This window comes from Pseudarthrobacter sp. NamE5 (assembly GCF_005796225.1).
In the GTDB taxonomy this organism is placed as follows: Bacteria; Actinomycetota; Actinomycetes; order Actinomycetales; family Micrococcaceae; genus Arthrobacter.
Window position 1 is genome coordinate 76,025 of sequence record NZ_VAHO01000003.1, and the last position, 19,719, is coordinate 95,743.

At 62.0% G+C, this 19,719-nt stretch carries 19 protein-coding genes and 1 pseudogene; 12 read left to right on the forward strand and 8 right to left on the reverse strand.

Annotated features, from left to right (window positions below):
- Positions 1 to 5 precede the first annotated feature (5 nt).
- The 3 genes and pseudogenes from FDW84_RS05595 to FDW84_RS19660 all read left to right on the forward strand — a co-directional run bounded on the left by FDW84_RS05595 (position 6) and on the right by FDW84_RS19660 (position 2,183).
- Entirely contained in the window at positions 6 to 1,295 is a 1,290-nt protein-coding gene (locus FDW84_RS05595; RefSeq protein WP_138607382.1) for an adenylosuccinate synthase, read from the forward strand.
- 177 nt (positions 1,296 to 1,472) lie between these two features.
- A pseudogene (locus FDW84_RS19655) lies at positions 1,473 to 1,748 on the forward strand (GntR family transcriptional regulator); the annotation flags it as partial.
- An 18-nt stretch (positions 1,749 to 1,766) separates the two neighbouring features.
- Positions 1,767 to 2,183, forward strand: coding sequence for a GntR family transcriptional regulator (locus FDW84_RS19660; protein ID WP_240721414.1), 417 nt, complete (start codon positions 1,767 to 1,769; stop codon positions 2,181 to 2,183).
- 208 nt (positions 2,184 to 2,391) lie between these two features.
- On the opposite strand, the gene FDW84_RS05605 is transcribed toward FDW84_RS19660, so the two are convergent.
- From FDW84_RS05605 to FDW84_RS05635, 7 genes are all read right to left on the reverse strand, one after another.
- A complete protein-coding gene (locus FDW84_RS05605) occupies positions 2,392 to 2,916 on the reverse strand; it encodes a flavin reductase family protein (protein ID WP_205754727.1) in 525 nt (174 codons plus the stop codon).
- Positions 2,916 to 3,272: a cupin domain-containing protein gene (locus FDW84_RS05610; RefSeq protein WP_138607387.1), complete on the reverse strand. Its 357-nt coding sequence runs from the start codon at positions 3,270 to 3,272 to the stop codon at positions 2,916 to 2,918. The genes FDW84_RS05605 and FDW84_RS05610 overlap by 1 nt, the downstream gene beginning before the upstream one ends.
- A 2-nt stretch (positions 3,273 to 3,274) precedes the next feature.
- On the reverse strand, positions 3,275 to 4,741 hold the full coding sequence (locus tag FDW84_RS05615) for a 4-hydroxyphenylacetate 3-hydroxylase family protein (protein WP_138607389.1): 1,467 nt from the start codon (positions 4,739 to 4,741) through the stop codon (positions 3,275 to 3,277).
- Positions 4,738 to 5,436 carry a DUF2848 family protein gene (locus FDW84_RS05620; protein ID WP_240721396.1) on the reverse strand — a complete coding sequence of 233 codons (699 nt, stop codon included), beginning with the start codon at positions 5,434 to 5,436 and terminating at the stop codon, positions 4,738 to 4,740. The genes FDW84_RS05615 and FDW84_RS05620 overlap by 4 nt, the downstream gene beginning before the upstream one ends.
- Before the next feature lie 2 nt (positions 5,437 to 5,438).
- Positions 5,439 to 6,233, reverse strand: a complete 795-nt coding sequence (locus FDW84_RS05625) for a carbon-nitrogen family hydrolase (protein WP_138607393.1) — start codon at positions 6,231 to 6,233, stop codon at positions 5,439 to 5,441.
- Positions 6,234 to 6,273: 40 nt separating this feature from the next.
- Positions 6,274 to 6,933, reverse strand: coding sequence for a GntR family transcriptional regulator (locus FDW84_RS05630; protein WP_138607395.1), 660 nt, complete (start codon positions 6,931 to 6,933; stop codon positions 6,274 to 6,276).
- A gap of 82 nt (positions 6,934 to 7,015) precedes the next feature.
- Entirely contained in the window at positions 7,016 to 8,380 is a 1,365-nt protein-coding gene (locus FDW84_RS05635) for an MFS transporter (protein WP_138607397.1), read from the reverse strand.
- Between the two features lie 194 nt (positions 8,381 to 8,574).
- On the opposite strand from FDW84_RS05635, the gene FDW84_RS05640 reads away from it, so the two are divergent.
- The 5 genes from FDW84_RS05640 to FDW84_RS05660 all read left to right on the forward strand — a co-directional run bounded on the left by FDW84_RS05640 (position 8,575) and on the right by FDW84_RS05660 (position 13,603).
- Positions 8,575 to 10,047 (forward strand): APC family permease, encoded by a 1,473-nt coding sequence (locus tag FDW84_RS05640; RefSeq protein ID WP_240721397.1) that lies wholly within the window; start codon positions 8,575 to 8,577, stop codon positions 10,045 to 10,047.
- A gap of 23 nt (positions 10,048 to 10,070) precedes the next feature.
- Positions 10,071 to 10,712, forward strand: a complete 642-nt coding sequence (locus FDW84_RS05645; RefSeq protein ID WP_138607399.1) for a TetR/AcrR family transcriptional regulator — start codon at positions 10,071 to 10,073, stop codon at positions 10,710 to 10,712.
- 50 nt (positions 10,713 to 10,762) lie between these two features.
- Positions 10,763 to 12,412 (forward strand): amidohydrolase, encoded by a 1,650-nt coding sequence (locus tag FDW84_RS05650; protein WP_171046668.1) that lies wholly within the window; start codon positions 10,763 to 10,765, stop codon positions 12,410 to 12,412.
- A gap of 191 nt (positions 12,413 to 12,603) precedes the next feature.
- Positions 12,604 to 12,834 carry a hypothetical protein gene (locus FDW84_RS05655; protein WP_138607403.1) on the forward strand — a complete coding sequence of 77 codons (231 nt, stop codon included), beginning with the start codon at positions 12,604 to 12,606 and terminating at the stop codon, positions 12,832 to 12,834.
- 544 nt (positions 12,835 to 13,378) lie between these two features.
- Positions 13,379 to 13,603 carry a hypothetical protein gene (locus tag FDW84_RS05660; RefSeq protein ID WP_138607405.1) on the forward strand — a complete coding sequence of 75 codons (225 nt, stop codon included), beginning with the start codon at positions 13,379 to 13,381 and terminating at the stop codon, positions 13,601 to 13,603.
- Between the two features lie 513 nt (positions 13,604 to 14,116).
- On the opposite strand, the gene FDW84_RS05665 is transcribed toward FDW84_RS05660, so the two are convergent.
- Positions 14,117 to 14,923, reverse strand: a complete 807-nt coding sequence (locus FDW84_RS05665) for a cyclase family protein (RefSeq protein ID WP_138607407.1) — start codon at positions 14,921 to 14,923, stop codon at positions 14,117 to 14,119.
- Positions 14,924 to 15,261: 338 nt separating this feature from the next.
- Between FDW84_RS05665 and FDW84_RS05670 the strand changes: the two genes are divergently transcribed.
- The 4 genes from FDW84_RS05670 to FDW84_RS05685 are packed head-to-tail and all read left to right on the forward strand — an operon-like array spanning position 15,262 to position 19,693.
- Entirely contained in the window at positions 15,262 to 16,596 is a 1,335-nt protein-coding gene (locus FDW84_RS05670; RefSeq protein ID WP_138607409.1) for an MFS transporter, read from the forward strand.
- A gap of 51 nt (positions 16,597 to 16,647) precedes the next feature.
- Entirely contained in the window at positions 16,648 to 17,787 is a 1,140-nt protein-coding gene (locus tag FDW84_RS05675; RefSeq protein WP_138607411.1) for a thiolase family protein, read from the forward strand.
- Positions 17,784 to 18,101 (forward strand): Zn-ribbon domain-containing OB-fold protein, encoded by a 318-nt coding sequence (locus FDW84_RS05680; RefSeq protein WP_138607413.1) that lies wholly within the window; start codon positions 17,784 to 17,786, stop codon positions 18,099 to 18,101. The genes FDW84_RS05675 and FDW84_RS05680 overlap by 4 nt, the downstream gene beginning before the upstream one ends.
- Positions 18,098 to 19,693, forward strand: a complete 1,596-nt coding sequence (locus FDW84_RS05685; protein ID WP_240721398.1) for an ATP-dependent acyl-CoA ligase — start codon at positions 18,098 to 18,100, stop codon at positions 19,691 to 19,693. Before FDW84_RS05680 ends, FDW84_RS05685 begins: the two co-directional genes overlap by 4 nt.
- The last annotated feature ends 26 nt before the right edge of the window (positions 19,694 to 19,719 follow it).

Sequence of the window (19,719 nt, forward strand, 5' to 3'; positions counted from 1 at the left end):
ATCCCATGCCAGCAATTGTGATCGTAGGAGCCCAGTGGGGCGACGAAGGTAAAGGCAAGGCAACCGACCTGCTTGGCGGCCGCGTTGACTACGTCGTCAAGCCGAACGGCGGCAACAACGCCGGGCACACCGTCGTCGTAGGCGGTGAAAAGTACGAACTCAAGCTGCTGCCTGCAGGCATTCTCAGCCCCAACGCTGTTCCCATCATCGGCAACGGCTGCGTGGTGAACCTTGAGGCACTCTTCCAGGAAATCGACGGGCTGCAGGCCCGCGGTGCCGACACGTCCAAGCTCCGCGTCTCTGCCAACGCACACCTGGTGGCCCCGTACCACCAGGTGCTGGACAAGGTGACCGAACGTTTCCTTGGCAGCCGCGCCATTGGCACCACAGGCCGCGGCATCGGTCCCGCCTACATGGACAAGGTGGCCCGCCTGGGCGTCCGCGTGCAGGATGTTTTCGACGAGTCGATCCTTCGCCAGAAGGTGGAAGGTTCCCTGCGGCAGAAGAACGAACTCCTGGTCAAGGTCTACAACCGCCGCAGTGTCGTGGTGGACGAGATCGTGGACTACTTCCTGTCCTTCGCTGAGCGGCTCCGTCCGCTGGTCATCGACAGCACCCTGGTCCTCAACACCGCCCTGGACGAGGGCAAGGTAGTCCTGATGGAGGGTGGGCAGGCCACGTTCCTGGACGTGGACCACGGTACCTACCCGTTCGTGACCTCCTCCAACCCCACGGCCGGCGGTGCGTCTGTTGGCTCCGGCATAGGACCTACCCGCATCTCCCGCTCTATCGGCATCATCAAGGCCTACACCACCCGTGTTGGTGCCGGGCCGTTCCCTACTGAGCTCTTCGATGAGATGGGCGTGTACCTGCAGAAGACCGGCGGCGAGTTCGGCGTCAACACCGGCCGCCCGCGCCGTTGCGGCTGGTATGACGCCGTCCTGGCCCGCCATGCATCCCGAGTCAACGGCTTCACGGACTACTTCGTCACCAAGCTTGACGTGCTGACCGGCATCGAGCAGATTCCTGTCTGCGTGGCCTACGACGTTGACGGTGTCCGGCACGACGAAATGCCCATGACGCAGACCGAGTTCCACCACGCCGTGCCGATCTTTGAGTACTTCGAGGGCTGGACCGAAGACATCACCGGTGCCCGCACCCTTGCGGACCTGCCCGAAAATGCCCGCAACTACGTGCTGGCGTTGGAGAAGCTGTCCGGTACACGATTCTCCGCCATCGGAGTTGGCCCGGACCGGGACCAGACCATCGTGGTGAACGACCTCATTAACGATTGACGCTTTTTCGCAGCAGGCAGGACGACGGCGGCGGGCACCTTCCACAGGTGGCCGCCGCTTTTGTAGTACCTAGGGAACCAGGCTCCGCTGGAGCGCAGCTGCTGCCAGCTGAGCCTCCCGGAAAACTCAGCCCGTTGTAAAGGCTCAGGGATGTAGAAGCTAGGCGCAAAGGGCGGCATGTGCGGGTTAGAAGGCCGCGGGTCGGAGACAACTCGTATACTGGTTATCTGCAAGGAAAGGCGTGATGTGTCCCAGTTGACTCCCTCCAGCCAGTCGGCGCCAGAGACTGCATATAACTGGTTAAGAAGCTACATAGCATCGCTGCCGAGGGATGCCGAGACGTTTCTTAATGAAGCTGTCTTGACCAAAGAGACTGGAACATCGCGCACTCCAGTCCGCGAGGCACTCCTCCGGCTTGAGGCAGAAGGATTTATCAAAAGGGTGCCTCACAAGGGAGCCTACGTCCCTCCGATGTCTGACGCAGACGTACGAGCGATCCTGCAGGCACGTTCGGTCGTGGAGAAGTGGGCCGTCTTGGGCCTGGACGACATGGACGAAGGGCAGATCGACGCGTTGCAGGGCCTCATTGATCAGCAACGGGATGCTCACGATGATCCTGCCCGTTTCATTGAGCTTGATACAGAGTTCCATACCCTGATGGTGAGGGCGGCAGGCAACCCGATCCTTGCAGATTTCTATTCTTCCCTTCGGCAACGCCAACTTCGGATAGGGGTACTGGCTGTTACAAAGGGAAGTGGCCGGGCCGATCAGGTGCTGACTGAACATCAGTCGATTGTGGACGCCCTTCGGGCACGCAGCCTTGAATCCGCGCACGAGGCCATTAACTCCCATCTGAATTCGACCCGAGTAGCCATTATTGGCTTTTAGCTGTTCATAAGGGAGCCCGGTCCGGGCTCCCTTATGAACAGCTAAATGACGTTCACAATCGGCCCTTCCTGTCCGCTGAGACTACGCCGTACATTTGGCCCGGCTTGTTGTTCCCGACTGCCGGCACGCTCACCAAAGGGTTAGGTGCAAAAGGCCTCCCCTGCCCTTGGTGGGGCAGGGGAGGCTTCCTGGTTGCGAGGTTGCCGGGTTAGAACGTCCAGGGCATGGCGTCGTGGTTGAAGTCGTGAAAGGACCCGAATTTTCCGGCGCTGAAGGCCAGTCCGTCGCCATCCCGGTCACGGCAGGATGTGACCTGCCCGAAGAACACCTGATGGTCGCCGATGTCGTACTGGTGGACCACTTTGCATTCTGCCTGGGACAGGGCGCCTCGGACTACGGACAGGCCGCCTTCGGTGGTGTCGAAGTCGCCGGCGTCGAAGCGGGCTCCGCCGCGTTGGGCGAATTGCCGCGCCACGGCTTCCTGTTTGGCTCCGAGGATGGAGATCGCGAACTTTCCGCTGGCGAGGACGGCGTCACCGGTACGGGTGTTGAAGTTCAGCGAGATCATCAGGATGGGTGGGTCCAGGCTGATGGACGTCAACGAGTTGATGGTCATCCCGTACTGTTCACCGGCGTTTTCCGTGGTGACGACGGCGACGCCTGTGAGGAACCTGCCCATGGTGCGGCGCATTGCCAGCCCGTCGGGGACTGCGAAGGCTGCCGGAGCGCCCATCAGCTGTTGCCGTTCTGGTAGTAGCGCACCTCGAACATTTTTGCGCCGTTCTCCGAGATCCAGGGGCCGTGTTCCATGCCCGGGGGACGGGTTGCCCAGTCACCGGCTTTGAAGGTTTTTCCAAGGCGCTGGTCAACAAAGGAGCCTTCGAAGATGAAGACTTCTTCCCAGAAGTCATGGGTCAGCACACCGTTGGGGGAGGTGTCTGTTCCGGGTTCGAATTTGAGGATCCGGGTGACACTGTCGTTTTCGGTGTTCCTGGCCAGGATGGCTTCGGATAGCCCTTCAATCGGTGGGTTGCAGGGGGTGAATTCCACCGATGAGGTGGGAGTGAATTCAACTTCAGGTTTTGGCATGGCTAGTTCTCCTCCTTGCGGCCGTCGACGCCGTAGCCTGCCAGGAACTCGTCGAGTTCGGCGACTTGCGCTTCGTAGCCGTAGTTGCGGTAGGTGTAGACGCCCTTCACGACGAACGGGGCGCCGGCGTAGAAGAGCTCGTACTGCTGGTGTCGGCCGGCGAATTCCGAGCCGATGATGTCCCAGGCGAGGCGGAAGAGCTTGATGCGCTCTTCGCTGGGAACGCCGGGGGAGGCGATGTAGCGTTCGATGTCCGGTGCGGTGACTGGGCTCTTCATGTCCACGACGCCTGAGGGCAGCTGCAGGACGCCGCCGCCAACGAGGTCCCGCAGGATCGCGATGACGCGGGGGTAGGTCTCTGACTGCAGGCCCATGGCACCGTAGAGGGCGCGTTTGCCGGGTACCAGCATGCCGGAGGAGTCTGCTTCGGCGCTGTATTCGGCCGCGATCAGGGCGGACTCTACGGATGAGACGACGGCTGCGAGTTCGCCGAGCTTTTCCTGCACGCCGGGAATTTTGTCGGTGCCGTTCACCTGGGTGACCTTGCGTGCGACGGCGGCGATGAACTGCAGTTTTGTGGTGAACCGGGTCTGTGCTTGCCAGTTGCCCAGGGCGTGTGCGCCGGTTTCAAAGAACTGCCGGCGCAGGGTGTCGATGTTGCGATTGATGAAGACCCGGTCCCAGGGCACCAGCACGTCTTCGAAGACCACGAGGGCGTCCGGCTCGTCGTAGTGGCTGGTCAGCGGGTAGTCAAATTCACTGGTCGCGGCGGGCGCGAACGGCCGGCGGCAGAGGAACTTCAGGCCTTCGGTGGCCGCGGGCAGCGCGAAGCTGATAGCGAAGTCAACGTCATCCGGACCGAGGGGCTTAATGCAGGTGACGAACACTTCGTCGGCGATGGCGCCGCCGGTGGCGAGCATTTGTGATCCGCGGACGATCAGGCCCTCGTCGGTTTCCCTGACGACACCGACCTGCAGGAAGTCGCCTTCCCATCCGGAAGCTGTTGTGGCGCGGGAGACCTGCGGGGGGATGATGGCGTAGGAGACATACAGGTTCTCGGCGAGAATGCGCTTGTAGTAGCGGGTGATGTTCCCGGCGTAGTCGCGTTCGGTGTCCTCGAAGACTTCGGGGTGGGCGCCGAAGGCGGCGAAGAAGGTGCCGACGTGATCGGGGCTGCGGCCGACCCAGCCGTGGGTGTGCTTGGCCCAGCGTTCAACCGCCTGGCGGCGCAGCTTCAGTTCCTCCGGGGTGCGGGGAATGCTGAAGACGCGGTTCGCGGTGCCGTTGATTTCTTCGCTGTGGTACTGCATTCCGTTTGCCGGGTCCGCGGCGATGTCGAAGAGTTCGGCGATGGTGCCAATGACGTTGCGGAAGGCAGGATGTTCGGCGACGTTCTCAACGGCTTGCCCGTCGATCAGGACGGTGCGTCCGTCGTTGAGCGTCTTGATGTATTCGTCTCCGGTCCTCATGACTGGTGTCCTTTCGTGATGATGTATCTGTGGTCGATGGTGGTGCCGTCCGGGAAGGTGAGTTCGATTTTCCACTCGCGGCCATAGATGAAGTCGCCGCCGATAACGGGCAGGGTCCCGCCGAGGCAGACGAAGTCGCGGTCCCCGATGGCGTTGCGCTCAAGGAGCAGTTCGACGACGTTGGCCGGTGTCCGCAGGCCGTCGAGGGTTCCGTCTTGGTAGAGCCTGCCGTCAACCCAGCTGCGTGCCCGGCAGTCATCCAGTGACAGGGCCTGCAGGTCAGGGACGGGGATGACGGTGCCGGCTACCGGTTTGGGGCAGGCGCGTTTTGAATCGCCGATGTCCACTGTTTCGATGTGGCGGTCGGTGTGGTCCGAAGCGATGCCGAAGTAGTAGCGGCCGTCGTGCCTGATGTAGAGGGGTTCGATTTCACCGGAAGTTTGTTCGCCGGTGACGCCGAGTTCGGGGGCTGAGGTTACGGATTCGCTGTCCACCGGGTAGAACATCGGTACGGACGGCGGGGGTGCGACACCGATGGCGGCGAGTTCATCGATGTGGTGCTGGACTGCGGCGGCGTCGCGGCCTGTGTATCCGGCCACAACAGCATAATAATCGGTGAGTTCGATTGTTGTGTCTGTGCCGGCAACGGCAAAGGTGAGCGTTTCGGTAGTGGTTTCCATAGGATCTGCTTTCATGGTCATAGGGTCAGGCCTGAGTAGTCGGTAAGCCGGTCAGCGATCACCGGGAATTCACGGCGTGTGGTGTGCACCAGGTCCGGGTCGATGGTGGTGCGGAGGACTTCCTCGCCCTCTCCTGCTTCGGCGAGGAGGCGGCCACCGGGGTCGACGACCCGGCTTGTGCCGCCGAGCTCGACGCCTTCCTGCACGCCTGCGGCGTTGCAGGCCAGGACGTAGACCTGGTGCTCGACCGCGCGCGCGGAGGTAAGGAGCCGCCAGTGCTCGCGGCGGGCGGCAGGCCAGGCGGCGGGAACCACGACGATTTCCGCTCCACGCAGGCTCAGTTCGGACCACAGACCAGGGAAGCGCAGGTCGTAGCAGGTGGTGCCTGCCATTTTCCCGTAAGGGGTATCTGCCACCTGAAGGGAATCACCGGGGGTAAGCAGGTCGGCTTCAAGGGATTTGTAGCCAAAGACATGCAGCTTCGAGTACTGGTGGGCGATATTTCCCCTGGGGTCTACCAGGACAGAAGTGTTGCGCAGGGCCCCTTCGGCGACGCGTTCGACGATGCTGCCGACATGAACATAGGTTCCGAGTTCCTTGGCCATCGAAGCGCACATGCGTACGGTCTGTCCGTCCAGCGTTTCGGAAAGTTCCGGGTACTGGTCGAAATGGAAGTAGCCGGCGCTCCAGAGCTCGGGCAGGATGATGAGGTCTGCGCCCTCCTGCTCCCGCAGGAGCTTCTCGGTGCGTTCGATGCGTTGGGTCTGGCTCTCATCGTCCGGGCTGGACAACTGGACGAGTGCGATGTCCATTGGTGCTCCTTCATAGGTGGGGGCGGCAACCCCATTGGTCTTAGCCGCGGTGTGTTTGGGCAGGGATGGCTTTGAGGACGGTGAGTGTTGATTGGAGATGGTTCAGGACGGCAGCGGCCGCCGTTGGTGCATCCCTTTGCCGGATTGCTTCGACGATGGCCCGGTGTTCGTCCACGACGTGGTCGCTGCGACCTTGGCTGTCCTGGACAGCTTTGACGCCCATGCGTTGCTGTTTGATGCGCTGGGAGTCGTAGACCTCTTCCAGTGCCCGGTTACCTGCGGTATGCACGATGTGCTTGTGGAAGCTGATGTCGAAGTCGATGAAGGCGACCGGGTCGGCGAGGCTGTCCTGTTGGTCCTGGAGGAGCTGGTCGAGGTCGCTCCCCAGTTGGCCGGTAAAGCTCACTTTCCTGACGGCCCAGTCTTCGATGACCCGCCGTACTTCCATCATGTTCTCGATGTCCTGCGCAGTGAGCGCGGGTACGTAGGCGCCCTTGCGCGGGACCCGCCGGACCAGACCTGCGGCCTCAAGGCGGAGGAGCGCGTCGCGGACCGGGGTGCGGGACACTCCTGCGGCCTCGGCGATCGCGTTTTCGGTGAGGAAGGCTTCCTGGTCCCATGGCAGTAGTGAGATTTCCCGGCGCAGCCAGAGGTAGGCCGTTTCCGGTGCCGTCGGTGCGGGGTTCGGGAGAATACTCATGGGTCCGTTTTGTCCTTCCGGGTGAGGTGATGACCGCTGTCCGTGGCAGTGTGTTCCCGCTGCCACGGACAGCGCTCACGTATCAGAGCTGCTGCGCCGCCACGGGTGTGGGCTTCTCGTCAAGGTCGCTGAGCTTCATGTCCTTTGTTTCCCGTGCGAAGGAAACGGCAATGATGGAGATGACGCCCATGAGGACGAGGTAGAGGGCAATAGCCTGGCCCGTACCGAAAGCCTGGTACAGGGCAAGGGCGATAATGGGGGAGAGTGAGCCGGCGATCAGGGACGCGACGTTGTAGGCCACCGATGTTCCGCTGTAGCGCACCTTGGTGGGGAACAGTTCGGAGAAGAATGCGCCGATTACGGAGCTGTAGGCTGCGAAAATCAGCAGCCCACCAACTGCGGCGAGGATGATCATGCCCGGTTGCCGAGTGTCCAGGAGGGCGAAGAAGGCAAACCCCCACACCACGGTTGCTACGGAGGCTCCGATCATCATTGGCTTGCGGCCAATCCGGTCGGCAAAGATCGCCAGGATGGGGATCGCGACGACGGCTACGCCTTGGCCGACCATGACGGCGTTCAGGCCGGTCTGGCGGTCCATCTTCAGGATCTCGGTGACGTAGGTGATGAGGAACAGGGAGTAGATGTAGAAGCCGGCATTCTCGCCCATGCGGCTGCCTGCTGCTATCAGGATCTCTTTCCAGTTGCCTCGGAACAGTTCGGCCAGGGGAAGCTTTGCCTGCTTGGCATGCTCGACGTCAGCCTTGGCCTGTGAGGCCAGGAACAGCGGTGTTTCCTGCACATAGAGACGCAGGACCAAACCGATAACGACCAGCAGCGCGGAAAGACCGAAGGCGATCCGCCAGCCCCAGGCAAGGAATTGGTCCTGAGGCATCACAGCAGACAGCAGGGCAAGGACGCCGGCGGCCATGAGATTGCCCAGGGGTGGACCGACATTCGGCCATGAGGCCCAGAACGCCCGCTTGGTGCTGTTGTCACTGTATTCAGAAACCAGCAGGACGGCGCCGCCCCATTCGCCGCCGAGGGCAAAGCCCTGGACCAGCCGGAGGAACAAAAGGATCAGCGGGGCGATGATGCCGATCGACGCGTACGGGGGAATCAAAGCGATAAGGGCGGTAGCCACGCCCATCAGGAGCAGGCTGGCCACTAGCGTCGACTTACGCCCGTGCTTGTCGCCGAGATGGCCAAGAACGATCGCGCCCAGCGGACGGGCGACGAAACCCGCGGCGAAGGTTCCCAGGGCCAGCATCGTGCCAACCATGGGGTCCGCGCTGGGGAAGAACAGTTTGTTGAAGACAAGGGCTGCTGCCGTGCCATACAGGAAGAAGTCATACCACTCGACGGCAGTGCCGGCGAGGCTGGATGCAGCAACTGCGGGGAGGGAGGTGTGCTTACGCACACCCCGTTCCTGGTGGGACACATTGCTCATGAAAATCCTCGTTGAGTTTAGGGACGATGCCTTCAGCGCACCGTTGCGAAGAAGGAAGGCGCCGGGATAGCGCCGGCTCGGTGATCTGACTCACGTCGATGCCCTGCCTCGACTGTAGATTATTCGTATACAACTTGTCCACTACAAAAATACGGCTCTTGACGGGGCGTGTGATCCGCATCAATAATAAGCGAATGACTTTCACTAATGAAGCGGCGGCGATGGTGCCGCCCGCGCGGCCCGGGCCCAGGACCGAGCTGAAGAAGGATGCCATCGGCACCCGCGACATCGTTTTTATGCTGGTTTCAGCCGCTGCACCGTTGACCATCGTTGTCGGGATCGCTCCGCTGGCCCTGGCCGTGGGCGGCGTTGGTGCCCCCGTTATTTACATTGCCGGCGCCCTCGGTCTTGCTCTCTTCGCCGTCGGTTTCATGGCACTTACCCGCCACATCCAGTCCTACAGCGGCTTTTACGGCTATATCGCCAGGTCGCTGGGCAGGGTTGTTGGACTGGGCTCCGGGCTTACCGCGTGGATGAGCTACAACGGCATCCAGATAGGTCTGTACGGCCTCCTCGGCATTCAGGCTGATCTCGCTGTCAGGTCACTGACCGGGATTGAATTGCCCTGGTGGCTTTACGCGCTGGTAGCGATCGCGGCCGTCTGGTACCTGGGATGGCGTGGAATTGACGTGGGTGCAAAGGTGCTCGCTGTTCTGCTCACTTTGGAAACGGCAATCGTCGCGGTCGTGGCTGCAGCAGTGCTCCTCCAGGGCGGCGCCGAGGGAATCGGATTTGATTCGTTCAGCCCTGAGGCGATCTTTTCCCCGCAGTTTGCTGCAGTGATCGCCTTGGGTTTCTCGGCATTCATGGGTTTTGAATCCGGAGCTCTTTACCGGGAGGAAGCACGGAACCCGGACAGGAGCGTTCCCCGCGCGACCTACATCTCCATCGCTTTCATTGGCGCCTTCTACGCCTTTGCGGTCTGGGTCATTGTTCAGGCCTTCGGGCCGGCCGCGGTGCAGGCATTCGCTGCCGGACACCTGGACACAGGGGACACCGCGTACATCATGGCCGGAACATTTGCCGGGGACTGGTGCGTGAACCTGATGAGCGTGCTCATCGTGACCAGCATCTTTGCCTCCCAGCTCGCATTCCACAACACCATCAACCGCTACACGCTCTCGCTGAGCCGCGAGGGCATCTTCCCGAAGCATTCCGGCCGGATCAGCCCCCGATACGGCACGCCGTCAGTGGCGGGCATAGAACAAACCCTGCTGTCCGTGGCTTTGGTCGCCGGCGCCGCCCTGCTGCAACTGGACCCCTTCACGCAGTTCCTCATCTGGGCCAACAGTCCGGGCGTGATCGGTATTTTGCTGCTGCAGGCCCTCACCGGCGTCGGCGTCGTCGTCTTTTTCCTCCGGCACAGGGAGCATCGGCTCAAGTGGTATGTAATACCCTCGGCTGTCGCCGCGACCCTGATCATGTGTGTTGTGACGTATTTGATGGTGGACAACGTCGGGCTGCTCACAGGACTGCCCGACACTGACCCCGTCAACACCGCCCTCTTGCTCATCGCACCGGTGGTGTTCGCCGCGGGTGCCCTCCTTGCCATGATCCTGCGACGGGTGAACCCCGCCGCGTACCACCGCATCGGCCATGCCGTCTGAACCTTTGAGATTAGCCTTGAAGGATGCAGACTCCCGAAAAGACCAGCCGGATTGGACGGCCGCGAACGCCGAGGCTTTCCCGGAAGCAGATTGGCCGGGAAGCGCTGGCAATGTTCGAGGAGGAATCAGCACTGTCGATTCCACGCCTCGCCGAGCGCCTGGGCGTCCGGCAGTCATCGTTCTACAAACACGTCACAGGCCGCGACGACATCATCGAACTCGCCCGCGGATCCCTGGCCGACCGGGTACGCGTTCCCGACCTGACTGCCGCAAACCTCGAAGAACTTATCCGGCAGATCTTCGATGCCCTCCGCACCGCCTACAGCCTCGTGCCGGCCCTCCTGCCGCTGCTGCTCGCCCAACCGGTGTCGCATCCGGCGGCATTGGCCCTTTACGACAAGTTCGCAGAAGCCTTCCTGCGCGTCGGGGTACCGGAGCATCTCGTCATCCCGACCCTGGAAGCCCTTGACAGCGCCGCCATCGGCGCCAGCCTGGACGCCATCACGATGGAATCCGCCTGGACCATTCCCGAGCCCGACCGGGCAGATTTCCCCCACCTCTCTACGGCCCAGCAGGCCGTGACAACCAGCCACATGGACCGCTTCGCCTTCCTGGCCGACGTTTTGTCGGTAGGTCTCAAGGCAGCCATCAACGGCGGCACCTGACATAGTCCCGGGTGCCGGCCGTGGTTCCGCAACTTCACAGGAGTACACCCTTGAGCACGCCAGCAACCACCGACACCGTCATCCTTTCCTCCAGCATCCTTCACGGTGAGCGCCTTGAAGAGACGGCTGGCTTCATCGCCATCAACGACGGCCGTATCGTCGCCATAGGCACAACGGAGGAAGCAGACCAATGGACCCCACATGCTGCCCGCGTCATTGACGTGGGTAACGCCACGGTGACCCCCGGGCTGATTGACGCCCACATCCACCCGATACTTGGCATCAGCATCGCCCGCGGTCTGGACCTGAACGGCATAACCGAACTTAGCGACGTACGCCACGCACTTGCCGAACATGCCACACAAACGCCCCACCGGACCGGCAGCGACTGGCTTTTCGCCTGGGGCCTGGACCCGGTGATCTTCGGTGAAGCGGAGTTCAGCAACGACCTCTTCGACGGCATCCTCGACGGAGAACTCGTTTACATCACCCTTTTTGACGGCCACGCAGCCTTGGTATCCGACGCCGGCCTCAGCCTTGCAGGGGTAACAGGCAAGGAAAAGCTGGACAGCTCAGGATTCGTCGGCACGACCGCCGACGGCAAACCCAATGGCATGCTGTACGAGATGGCCGCCATGGAACTGGTGCAAACCAAACTCCCGCCTCTTTCATTCGACGAAAGAGTCAATGAGCTCGACCGGCTGCTGCGCTCGATGGCCGAAGCCGGACTCGTGGCCGGCCAGATGCTGGACTTCGGCCAGGCTGACTCTTTGGACGTTCTGGAAGCCCTGGAGGAACGGGGCGACCTATCCATTCGTCTACGCATTTCCCCGTGGGTCATGCCCGGGGCATCGCAGGAGGATCTGGACAAACTCCTGGCCATGCAGGGCCGCCATGGGCGCCGCTGGCACGTCCGCGGAATCAAACTCATGATGGACGGCACCATCGACAACGGAACCGCATGGCTTTTCGCCCCCGATACCCACGGCGAATCAGTGGACCCGCTGTGGCCCGAACCTGAAGGGCTCTCGGCCGCCATGAGATTCTTCCACGACAACCATGTCCCAACCGCCACCCACGCCATTGGCGACAAGGCTGTTTCCCACGTCGCCCAAACCATTGCCTCCCTTCCCCGGAACGGGACGGTCCACCGGATTGAGCACATCGAATCCATCCCCGACGACGTACTGAACCAGGTCGTCGACTCCGGCGCCACCACAAGTCTGCAGCCGACACACTGCACCCTGTACAGCCGTGCCGACCACACCGACAACTGGTCACGCCGCCTGGGAACCGAACGCGCCAACCACGCCTGGCGCACACGCGATCTGCGCGAGGCCGGAGCGGTCGTCGCTCTCGGCTCCGACTGGCCCATAGCCCCCTTCGATCCGCGCGGCATCATTACGGCCGCCCAAACCCGCAGACCAGCCGGCAGGCCCGACATCACGCCGGTGCAACCCCAACAGGCGTTGTCCGCCCGCGCCGCATTGGAAGGCTACACCAGCCAGTACTGGCAATCCGTGGGAGAAGCAGGCGGCATCCTGCGCCCAGGCGCCAGGGCCGACCTGACGGTTTTCGCCCAGAATCCACTAGATGCCGCCCCTGACGAATTTGCAGCGGCCCCCGTCATCCTCACAATGGTCGACGGCGACCTGGTGACAGACAAAACGGCGCAAATGAGCGCCTCAACACCGAACTAGCTCGACGCCCCGCCTGCAACCTCGGGCTGGCTCGAAAACCAGTCCCGGAGACAACCGCCTACCAAGCGGATACGCCCGTCCTAACGGGCTATAGACAACTCGTATACAAGCCGCCTACAATAAGAATGTGATTCGGCGCACGTGGAAGTACCTGAGGCGCAGCCCCCGTAATTCACATAGAGGTGATTCTCATGACCATGATTCAGCAGTCGGAAACCATGCTCGAAGTCGACGGCGACGATGCCCTCGTAATTCAGACAGAGCTGGATGCAGCGGTGGCGCTTGCGTCGTCCGCATGCCGCAGCCGCGGAGGAGGTGTGCTCGTAACCCAGCACGACTACTGGTCTTTCACTATTTCCGTGTCTCCGGACATTCCGGCCGGACACACCGTCAGGCGGCAGGCGTGGCGGGCCGCATGCTAACGGACTACGCGCCTGTCCTGCTGGCGCCGCCCGCAGGAACGGCAAGCTTCGAAGCATTGGTGGCGAATCCCTGGCTGATGTACCGAGGGCAAGAAGAACACTCTTCTCAGGCGGAGGCGGACGGCTGGTTGCCCACCCCAGCCTCGGTCCGAACCTGACACAGAACTTCCAACATCAACGTATGTCACGCAATCCTCTGAACTTTCTAAGCGCCTGCCGTAACCCGAGGGCAACCCCTTAATTAATGAAAAGAATGACGATGGAACACTCGGACCTAGGAAACAGCAGTGCCAACGCAACAATCACTGCAACCACGGACTGTGAAGACTCGTGCCACTTCTGCGAAGGACCCGAAACAGACTGAACGGCACCTTCGAACCCGCCAGACCGAATGCATCCACCCATATTGCACGCCCTCTTCGGCTGCCTGCTTGCCAACCCAATCCCATCGCCGCAAAAGCAGGCAGCCCTTGGCCGAAAGCGTTGTCCGGGATGGGACCCAGCTTCACCTAGTTGCTCCCAAGACCATTAGTAAGGAAACGACATGCGACTCGTCCCAGCCAGCACGCCAACAACCACTTTTCCTGGAGGTTCATCCCTCCTCGGCAAAAAGGTCGAAATCCAGCGTCAAGGCAAAGTGCTGCGGGTCGGCTACGTGGAATCAGCGACCCCTTCCGGAGAGGTAGTGTGGCTGGAAGCTTCCGGTATCGAGCAGCGAGCCATGTATGGCCCGGCCTTCGGCCACAGGGTTATCCCTTTGTCTGACTAACAACCTCATGGCCGAGTGCCTCATGGGCTTCGGGTTTCAACTTCCGAATGTTGGGGAGCAAACATCACGAGCTGATGCCAGGAACACGCCTTGTGGAGCCACTCTTCGTACCAAAATTTGCAACGCCGATGATGGATCTTCGGTCAAGTAGCCGGCGAAGCGCACCCCAAGCCGAAGGTGGTTGTACGCACCGCATCTGGCGAAGTTCGTGGAGACCGTCTCGCCGAGGCCGGCGTTGGCGTCAGAATAACCTGCAATTCCGTTTTATTGACAGTTGCTCAACGATGCCCTCAGATCCCACCCTGACAGTCCGAGGGGCAGGAGACTGAGGGCCGGTCCCGCTGAGCATCAGCGAAATAGCCGAAAATTCGGGCCTTGATGGTCATCACTGGGGGTAAGGACGGGCCATATCACCTCTTGCGGCCCTACGCGTGTCTGACAACCAGACCGGAGCTCCGTCAACATGTACATCCTTGCTGGCCAAGCGCCTGTGCTGCAGCCTGATGTGGACCGTCATTGACTAACCAGGGCGAGCACGCGGGCCGGGCTGCCGGTTCCACCGACGATCGGCAACGGGGCCACGATGAGCGCTGCGCCCACTGGCGGCAGCTGCGCCAGATTCCGCAGCGAAGTGATGCCGTACTTATCACTTCCCAGCAGGAAGTGATGCGCCGGGAAAGGGGGCTGTTGTCCGGCGGCTGCGCCGGCGTCAATGCCAACCGTCTCTACGCCGATTCCCGACAACCCGGATTCTTCTCCAATCCATTGGGCGCATTCGACAGTAAATCCGGGGGAGTGCGGGTTTCCCTGTTCATCCTTGTTCAGGAAGCGTTCACGGTCCTGGGAGCGGTTGTCCCACCCGGTACGAATGAGGAGCCAGCCACCCTCTGGCAGTAATCCATACTCTGACTCCCACTCGCGGATGTGGTGAACATCCAGCAGGAAGTCGGGGTCAGAGGCGGCCTCTGCGGTGACGTCCAGGACAAGGGCCGGGCCTACTAAGCGGGCTGGCTCGATCTGGGCGACGTCCTTGCCATCGCGCCCCGTGGCCCAATGTACCGGGGCGTCCAGATGAGTGCCGATGTGCTCGCCCGTATGAATGTTGTGGTGCTTCCAGTAGGGCCCTGGCTCGTTGTACGCGGAGACCTCCTCGAGCGAGAAATCAATGAGATTGGCAAACGGCGCAGGCAACTCCAGCGTGGGGGTGGCGGCGGAGAGCGGGGTAGTGAGGTCCACTACGCCGGTTCGTTTGGTGCCAAGATTACCGAGCAGGCGGGCCAAATTGGCCTGACGGGCGTCATTCACAGCGTCTAGTTCCATGAGAGCTCCTAAAGTTGTTCACTCCAGCAGAAGCCAGAGGAATTGCGTGGCTCGCGGCGTATACGCAAGGGCCAATGGCTGCGACGTTAGCACCGCGCTGTCTGGTCCGGAACACTTACTCCCGCGTATCAGGTTGCCTTACCGGAACCTGCATAGACCCTGGCGATAAAGGCATTCGACGGTGCCTGTCCCGGGAGGGACACTGAAGTTAATCGACGTAACGCCCGTCACACTCACCCAGCCGCTTTCCGGGCTCATCTGGATCAGCAGCGACATGGCTGAGATATGAATCGGGCCCCGGTGAAATGCCACAGTTTTAGCAGCACTAAGGAGCAACAATGTCTGATTCCCCAACCCCATTGCCGGGACAACGTCCCGGGGTCCGCAAGTACGTTGTTGCCTCGCTCGTCGGCAATGCGCTCGAGTGGTACGACTTCTTCCTATATGCCACAGCATCGGCCATCGTGTTTGGCCGTTTATTCTTCCCGGCCGACACAGACCCGCTCGTGGGCACCATGGGAGCTTTTGCGGGATTCGCTGTCGGCTTCGCTGCCCGTCCCTTGGGCGGAATAATCTTCGGTCACATAGGAGACAAGCTGGGGCGCAAGCAGTCGCTGGTCATGACGCTGACAATCATGGGGATCAGCACAATGCTGATGGGCTTGCTGCCCACTTACGCCCAAGTTGGGGTGTGGGCGCCAGCGCTGCTCATCGTCCTTCGGATCCTCCAGGGCATTGCCGCCGGCGGCGAATGGGGTGGCGGTGTTCTGATTATCAGCGAAAACAGCGGCAACTCACGCCGCGGCATGCTCGCAGCCTTCAGCCAGGGTGGCATCTCGCTCGGCTTCGTGCTGTCTTCCCTGGCCTTCTTCCTGGTCCAGTTGATGCCCGAACCTGAGTTCCTGGCATGGGGTTGGCGTCTGCCGTTCCTTGTCAGCATTGTTCTGCTGGGTGTGGGCGCCTACATCCGCCTCAAGCTTCCCGAGTCCAAAGAGTTCGCCGAAGTTCGCGAGACCCGCTCCGAGCACCGTGTCCCCGCGCTGGATGCACTGCGGGCCCACCCCCGTGAAATTCTCATCGCCATGGGCCTGCGCGTCGCTGAAAACGGCGGCTCGTACATCTTCCTTTCCTTCTCGATCGTCTACGGCGTCCACGTAGGAGTAGACAAGGGACTGTTGCTTTTGGCAGTGGCGGTATCGATGCTGGTCTCGTTCGGCGCTTACATCTTCTTCGGATATCTCTCCGACCGTATCGGCCGGCGCTCCGTGTACGCCTTTGGTGCCGTGGGTATGGGTGTGATGGCCTTCCCGTTCTTCGCAATGATCGATGCGAATACCCCTGCCGTGGTGATCCTTGCCTTTCTCATCGCCAACGGTGTTTGCCACGGTGCCATGATCGGTACCCAGCCGGCGTTCTTCCACGAACTGTTCTCCGCCGAAGTCCGATACTCCGGCATGGCAATTGCCCACGAAATCGCAGCCGTTTTCGCCGGCGGGGTAGCCCCCATGATTGCCACGGCCCTGCTGTTGAACTTCAACTCCTCCGCGCCGGTGTCGCTGTACCTCATTGCCATGGTGCTGGTGACCCTGATAGCGGTGGCCGCTGCGGGCGGCCGGAAAAAGCACGATGATCAGCGTCAGGAAGCAGGCCAGCCGGCCGAGACAGTCTCCTAAACGTCCGGATCGTTCCGCCCTTTGCTTACGGACACCCCAGAAAGGACCGACGTGACAATCTCCATCATCGGAACAGGGCAATCACCGTACACCCGCCACCCCCAACCGGGAACGGAAACATCCCAGGTTATCGCCCGTGCCGTCCGCAACGCATTGCGGGAAGCAGGTCTCACCCCGGGTGACGTCGACGGGTTCGCCGTCTCCAGCTTCACGCTCAACCCCGACCACGCTATCGACCTGGCCTGGCGGATGGGCCTTCGCCTGACCTGGCTGATGCAGGATACGAACGGCGGGGCAAGTGCCGGCGGCATGCTCCAGCACGCGGTGCGGGCGATCGAAGCCGGTGATGCCAAAGTCATCGTTCTCGCTGCAGGGGACCTGATGGACGGCCCGGCATTCTCACAGCTGGTGGCCAGCTACAACCGTGCGACCCAGGACCACCTCGCGCCACTGCCGATGAACGGACCGAACGCCCTGTTTGCAATGCTCACCACACGGCAGATGGAAGTGCTCGGCCTAACCCGTGAAGATTACGGACGCATCGCCATCGCCCAGCGCGAATGGGCCGCGGACAACCCCGGGGCTGTCTACCGGCAAGGCCTCACCATGGACGAATACCTCAGCGCACCGGCCGTCGCCACCCCGTTGGGCCGCTACGACTGCGTGCCTCCGGTGACCGGCGCCGACGCAGTTGTCCTCGTGGCTGACCCCGGCAACGGCACACCACGGGCAAAGGTACTCTCGGTGCGGGCGTCCTACAACGCCGACCAGCAGGCCGGTGACGGGCTGGAAACCGGGCTGCGGGCATGCGCCCAACCCGGATGGGAGGAAGCCGGAATCGGCCCGGGGGACGTCGGTCTCGCCTGCGTCTACGACGATTACCCCGCCATGGTGGTGGCGCAGCTGGCAGACCTCGGCGTTCTGCCGGCGGACGATCACCCTGCCGATTTCATCAAGCGCCGCATCGCCACCCGCGAACTGCCGGTGAACACCTCCGGGGGCCAACTCTCGGCGGGACAAGCAGGCGCTGCCGGCGGCATGCACGGGCTGGTTGAGGCAGCCCGCCAGCTCATGGGCACTGCAGGGGCGCGGCAAATTGCGGTCCGCCACGCTGTGGTCAGCGGATACGGCATGGTCCTGTACCGCTACGGCGCCTGCGCCACCATGTCCGTGCTGGAGGCCGCAAGATGAGCGCCGTGGTGCAGGAATGCCGCAACTGCCGGAGCCTCCTTTTCCCGGCCCGCCTTTTTTGCCCGGTCTGCGGCGAGGACAGTTTCTCAACAGTTGCAGCAGAAGACGGAACGGTTGAACAGACCACGACACTCTCTGACGGCACCGTCCTGGCAACCCTGGGCATCAACGGCGGCCTCCGGCTTATCGCGCGTCTGACCGGTTCTGCACCTGAACCTGGACAGCGTGTGCCCCTTACCAATGACCCCGTCGCCGGGTCCGGCGCCAACGCCTACATACCAATTCCCCCGAACCTGAATGAGGATCAGTCATGAATCCGACACTTGCCGACCGGCGTCAGCGCCCACTGACCATCCCGCAGATGCTGCTTGAGCGGGCCAGCAAAGCCCCCTCGTCATCGCTGTTCCGCTGGGGTGAGGTCAGTCGCGACAGCCAGGCAATGGTGGAGGCCGCAGCTGGAGCGGGAGGCATGCTGCGCAGAGCAGGGATCGAGCGCGGACAGACAGTTGCACTAATGTCCTCAAACCGGCCAGAGCTGCTCGACTTGATCCTTGGTTGCGCCTGGATTGGTGCCGTCGCTGTTCCTGTGAACACAGCCAGCCGCGGGGAACAGCTGCGGCATGTGCTGGAGAACTCCCAGGCCACACTCGTGGTGGCAGAAGCCGATCAGCTGCCACACCTGGCAGCAGTGGCTCCGGACGTCCTTCGCACGGCCTGGGTCATCGGCGTACCCGCCCCGGATCTTCAGGCACCCTTCAAGGTGCTCCCGATGCCGGAGCCTGGTGCTGGTGTGGAACCAGTGGATGCCGCTCCGGCCGAGACCGCCGCCATCCTGTACACATCAGGAACCACCGGGGTTTCCAAGGGTGTGCTGTGTCCCCAAGGCCAGTTTTACTGGTGGGCGGTGAACATGTCGGACCAGCTGGGGCTTGGTCCCGAGGACGTGCTGTACACGTGCTTGCCCCTTTTTCACACGAACGCCCTCAATGCCTTCATGCAGGCCGTAGAATGCGGCGGCGAGTACGTTCTGGGTCCGCGGTTCTCAGCATCCCGTTTCTGGTCCGATGCCGCCTCCGCCGGTGCTACCGTGACATATCTTCTCGGCGCAATGGTGGGTATCCTCGCCGGCAAGGACCCCGGGCCCAGGGAAACGGACCACAAAATCCGCCTGGCCCTCTCTCCGGCAACCCCTGCCCGGCTGGTGGAGCCTTTCCGCGACCGGTTCGGAGTGCTGCTGCTGGACGGCTACGGGTCCACGGAGACGAATTCGGTGATCGGATCAACTCCGGATCAATGGCGCCCCGGCTATATAGGCAAGGTGCGGCCCGGGTTCTCCATCCGCGTCGTGGACTCCGATGGTGTGCCCGTTCCCGCTGGTGTGCCCGGTGAGCTGTTGATCCGCAGCGACCAGCCTCACGCCATGGCCACCGGATACCACGCCATGGCGGAAGCAACAACCAAGGCCTGGCAGGACCTGTGGTTCCACAGCGGAGACCGGGTTGTAATTGACGAGGACGGATGGGTGCGGTTCGTTGACCGGATCAAGGATGTTATCCGGCGCCGCGGCGAGAATATCTCCTCTGTGGAAGTTGAGCAGGTGTTGCGGCAGCATCCTGCCATCCAGGACGCTGCAGTTTATGCCGTCGATTCGGAGTTGGGGGAGGATGAGGTGATGGCAGCACTTATCCTGCGGGAGCCAATCGATTTCACCGAGTTGTGTGATTTCTGTGGCCCACGGCTGGCGTCGTTTGCCATCCCGCGCTTCCTGCGCGTGGTGGATCAGCTGCCCCAGACCGAGAACGGAAAGGTACGCAAGCAGGTGCTCAAGGCGGCCGGCCGCGAGGCAGCCCAGTGGGACCGGGAAGTTGCCATCCCACGCCAGACTGCTGCGGCCGCTGCACGCTAATTGCCTGGAGGGCGAGCCCGTAGGAT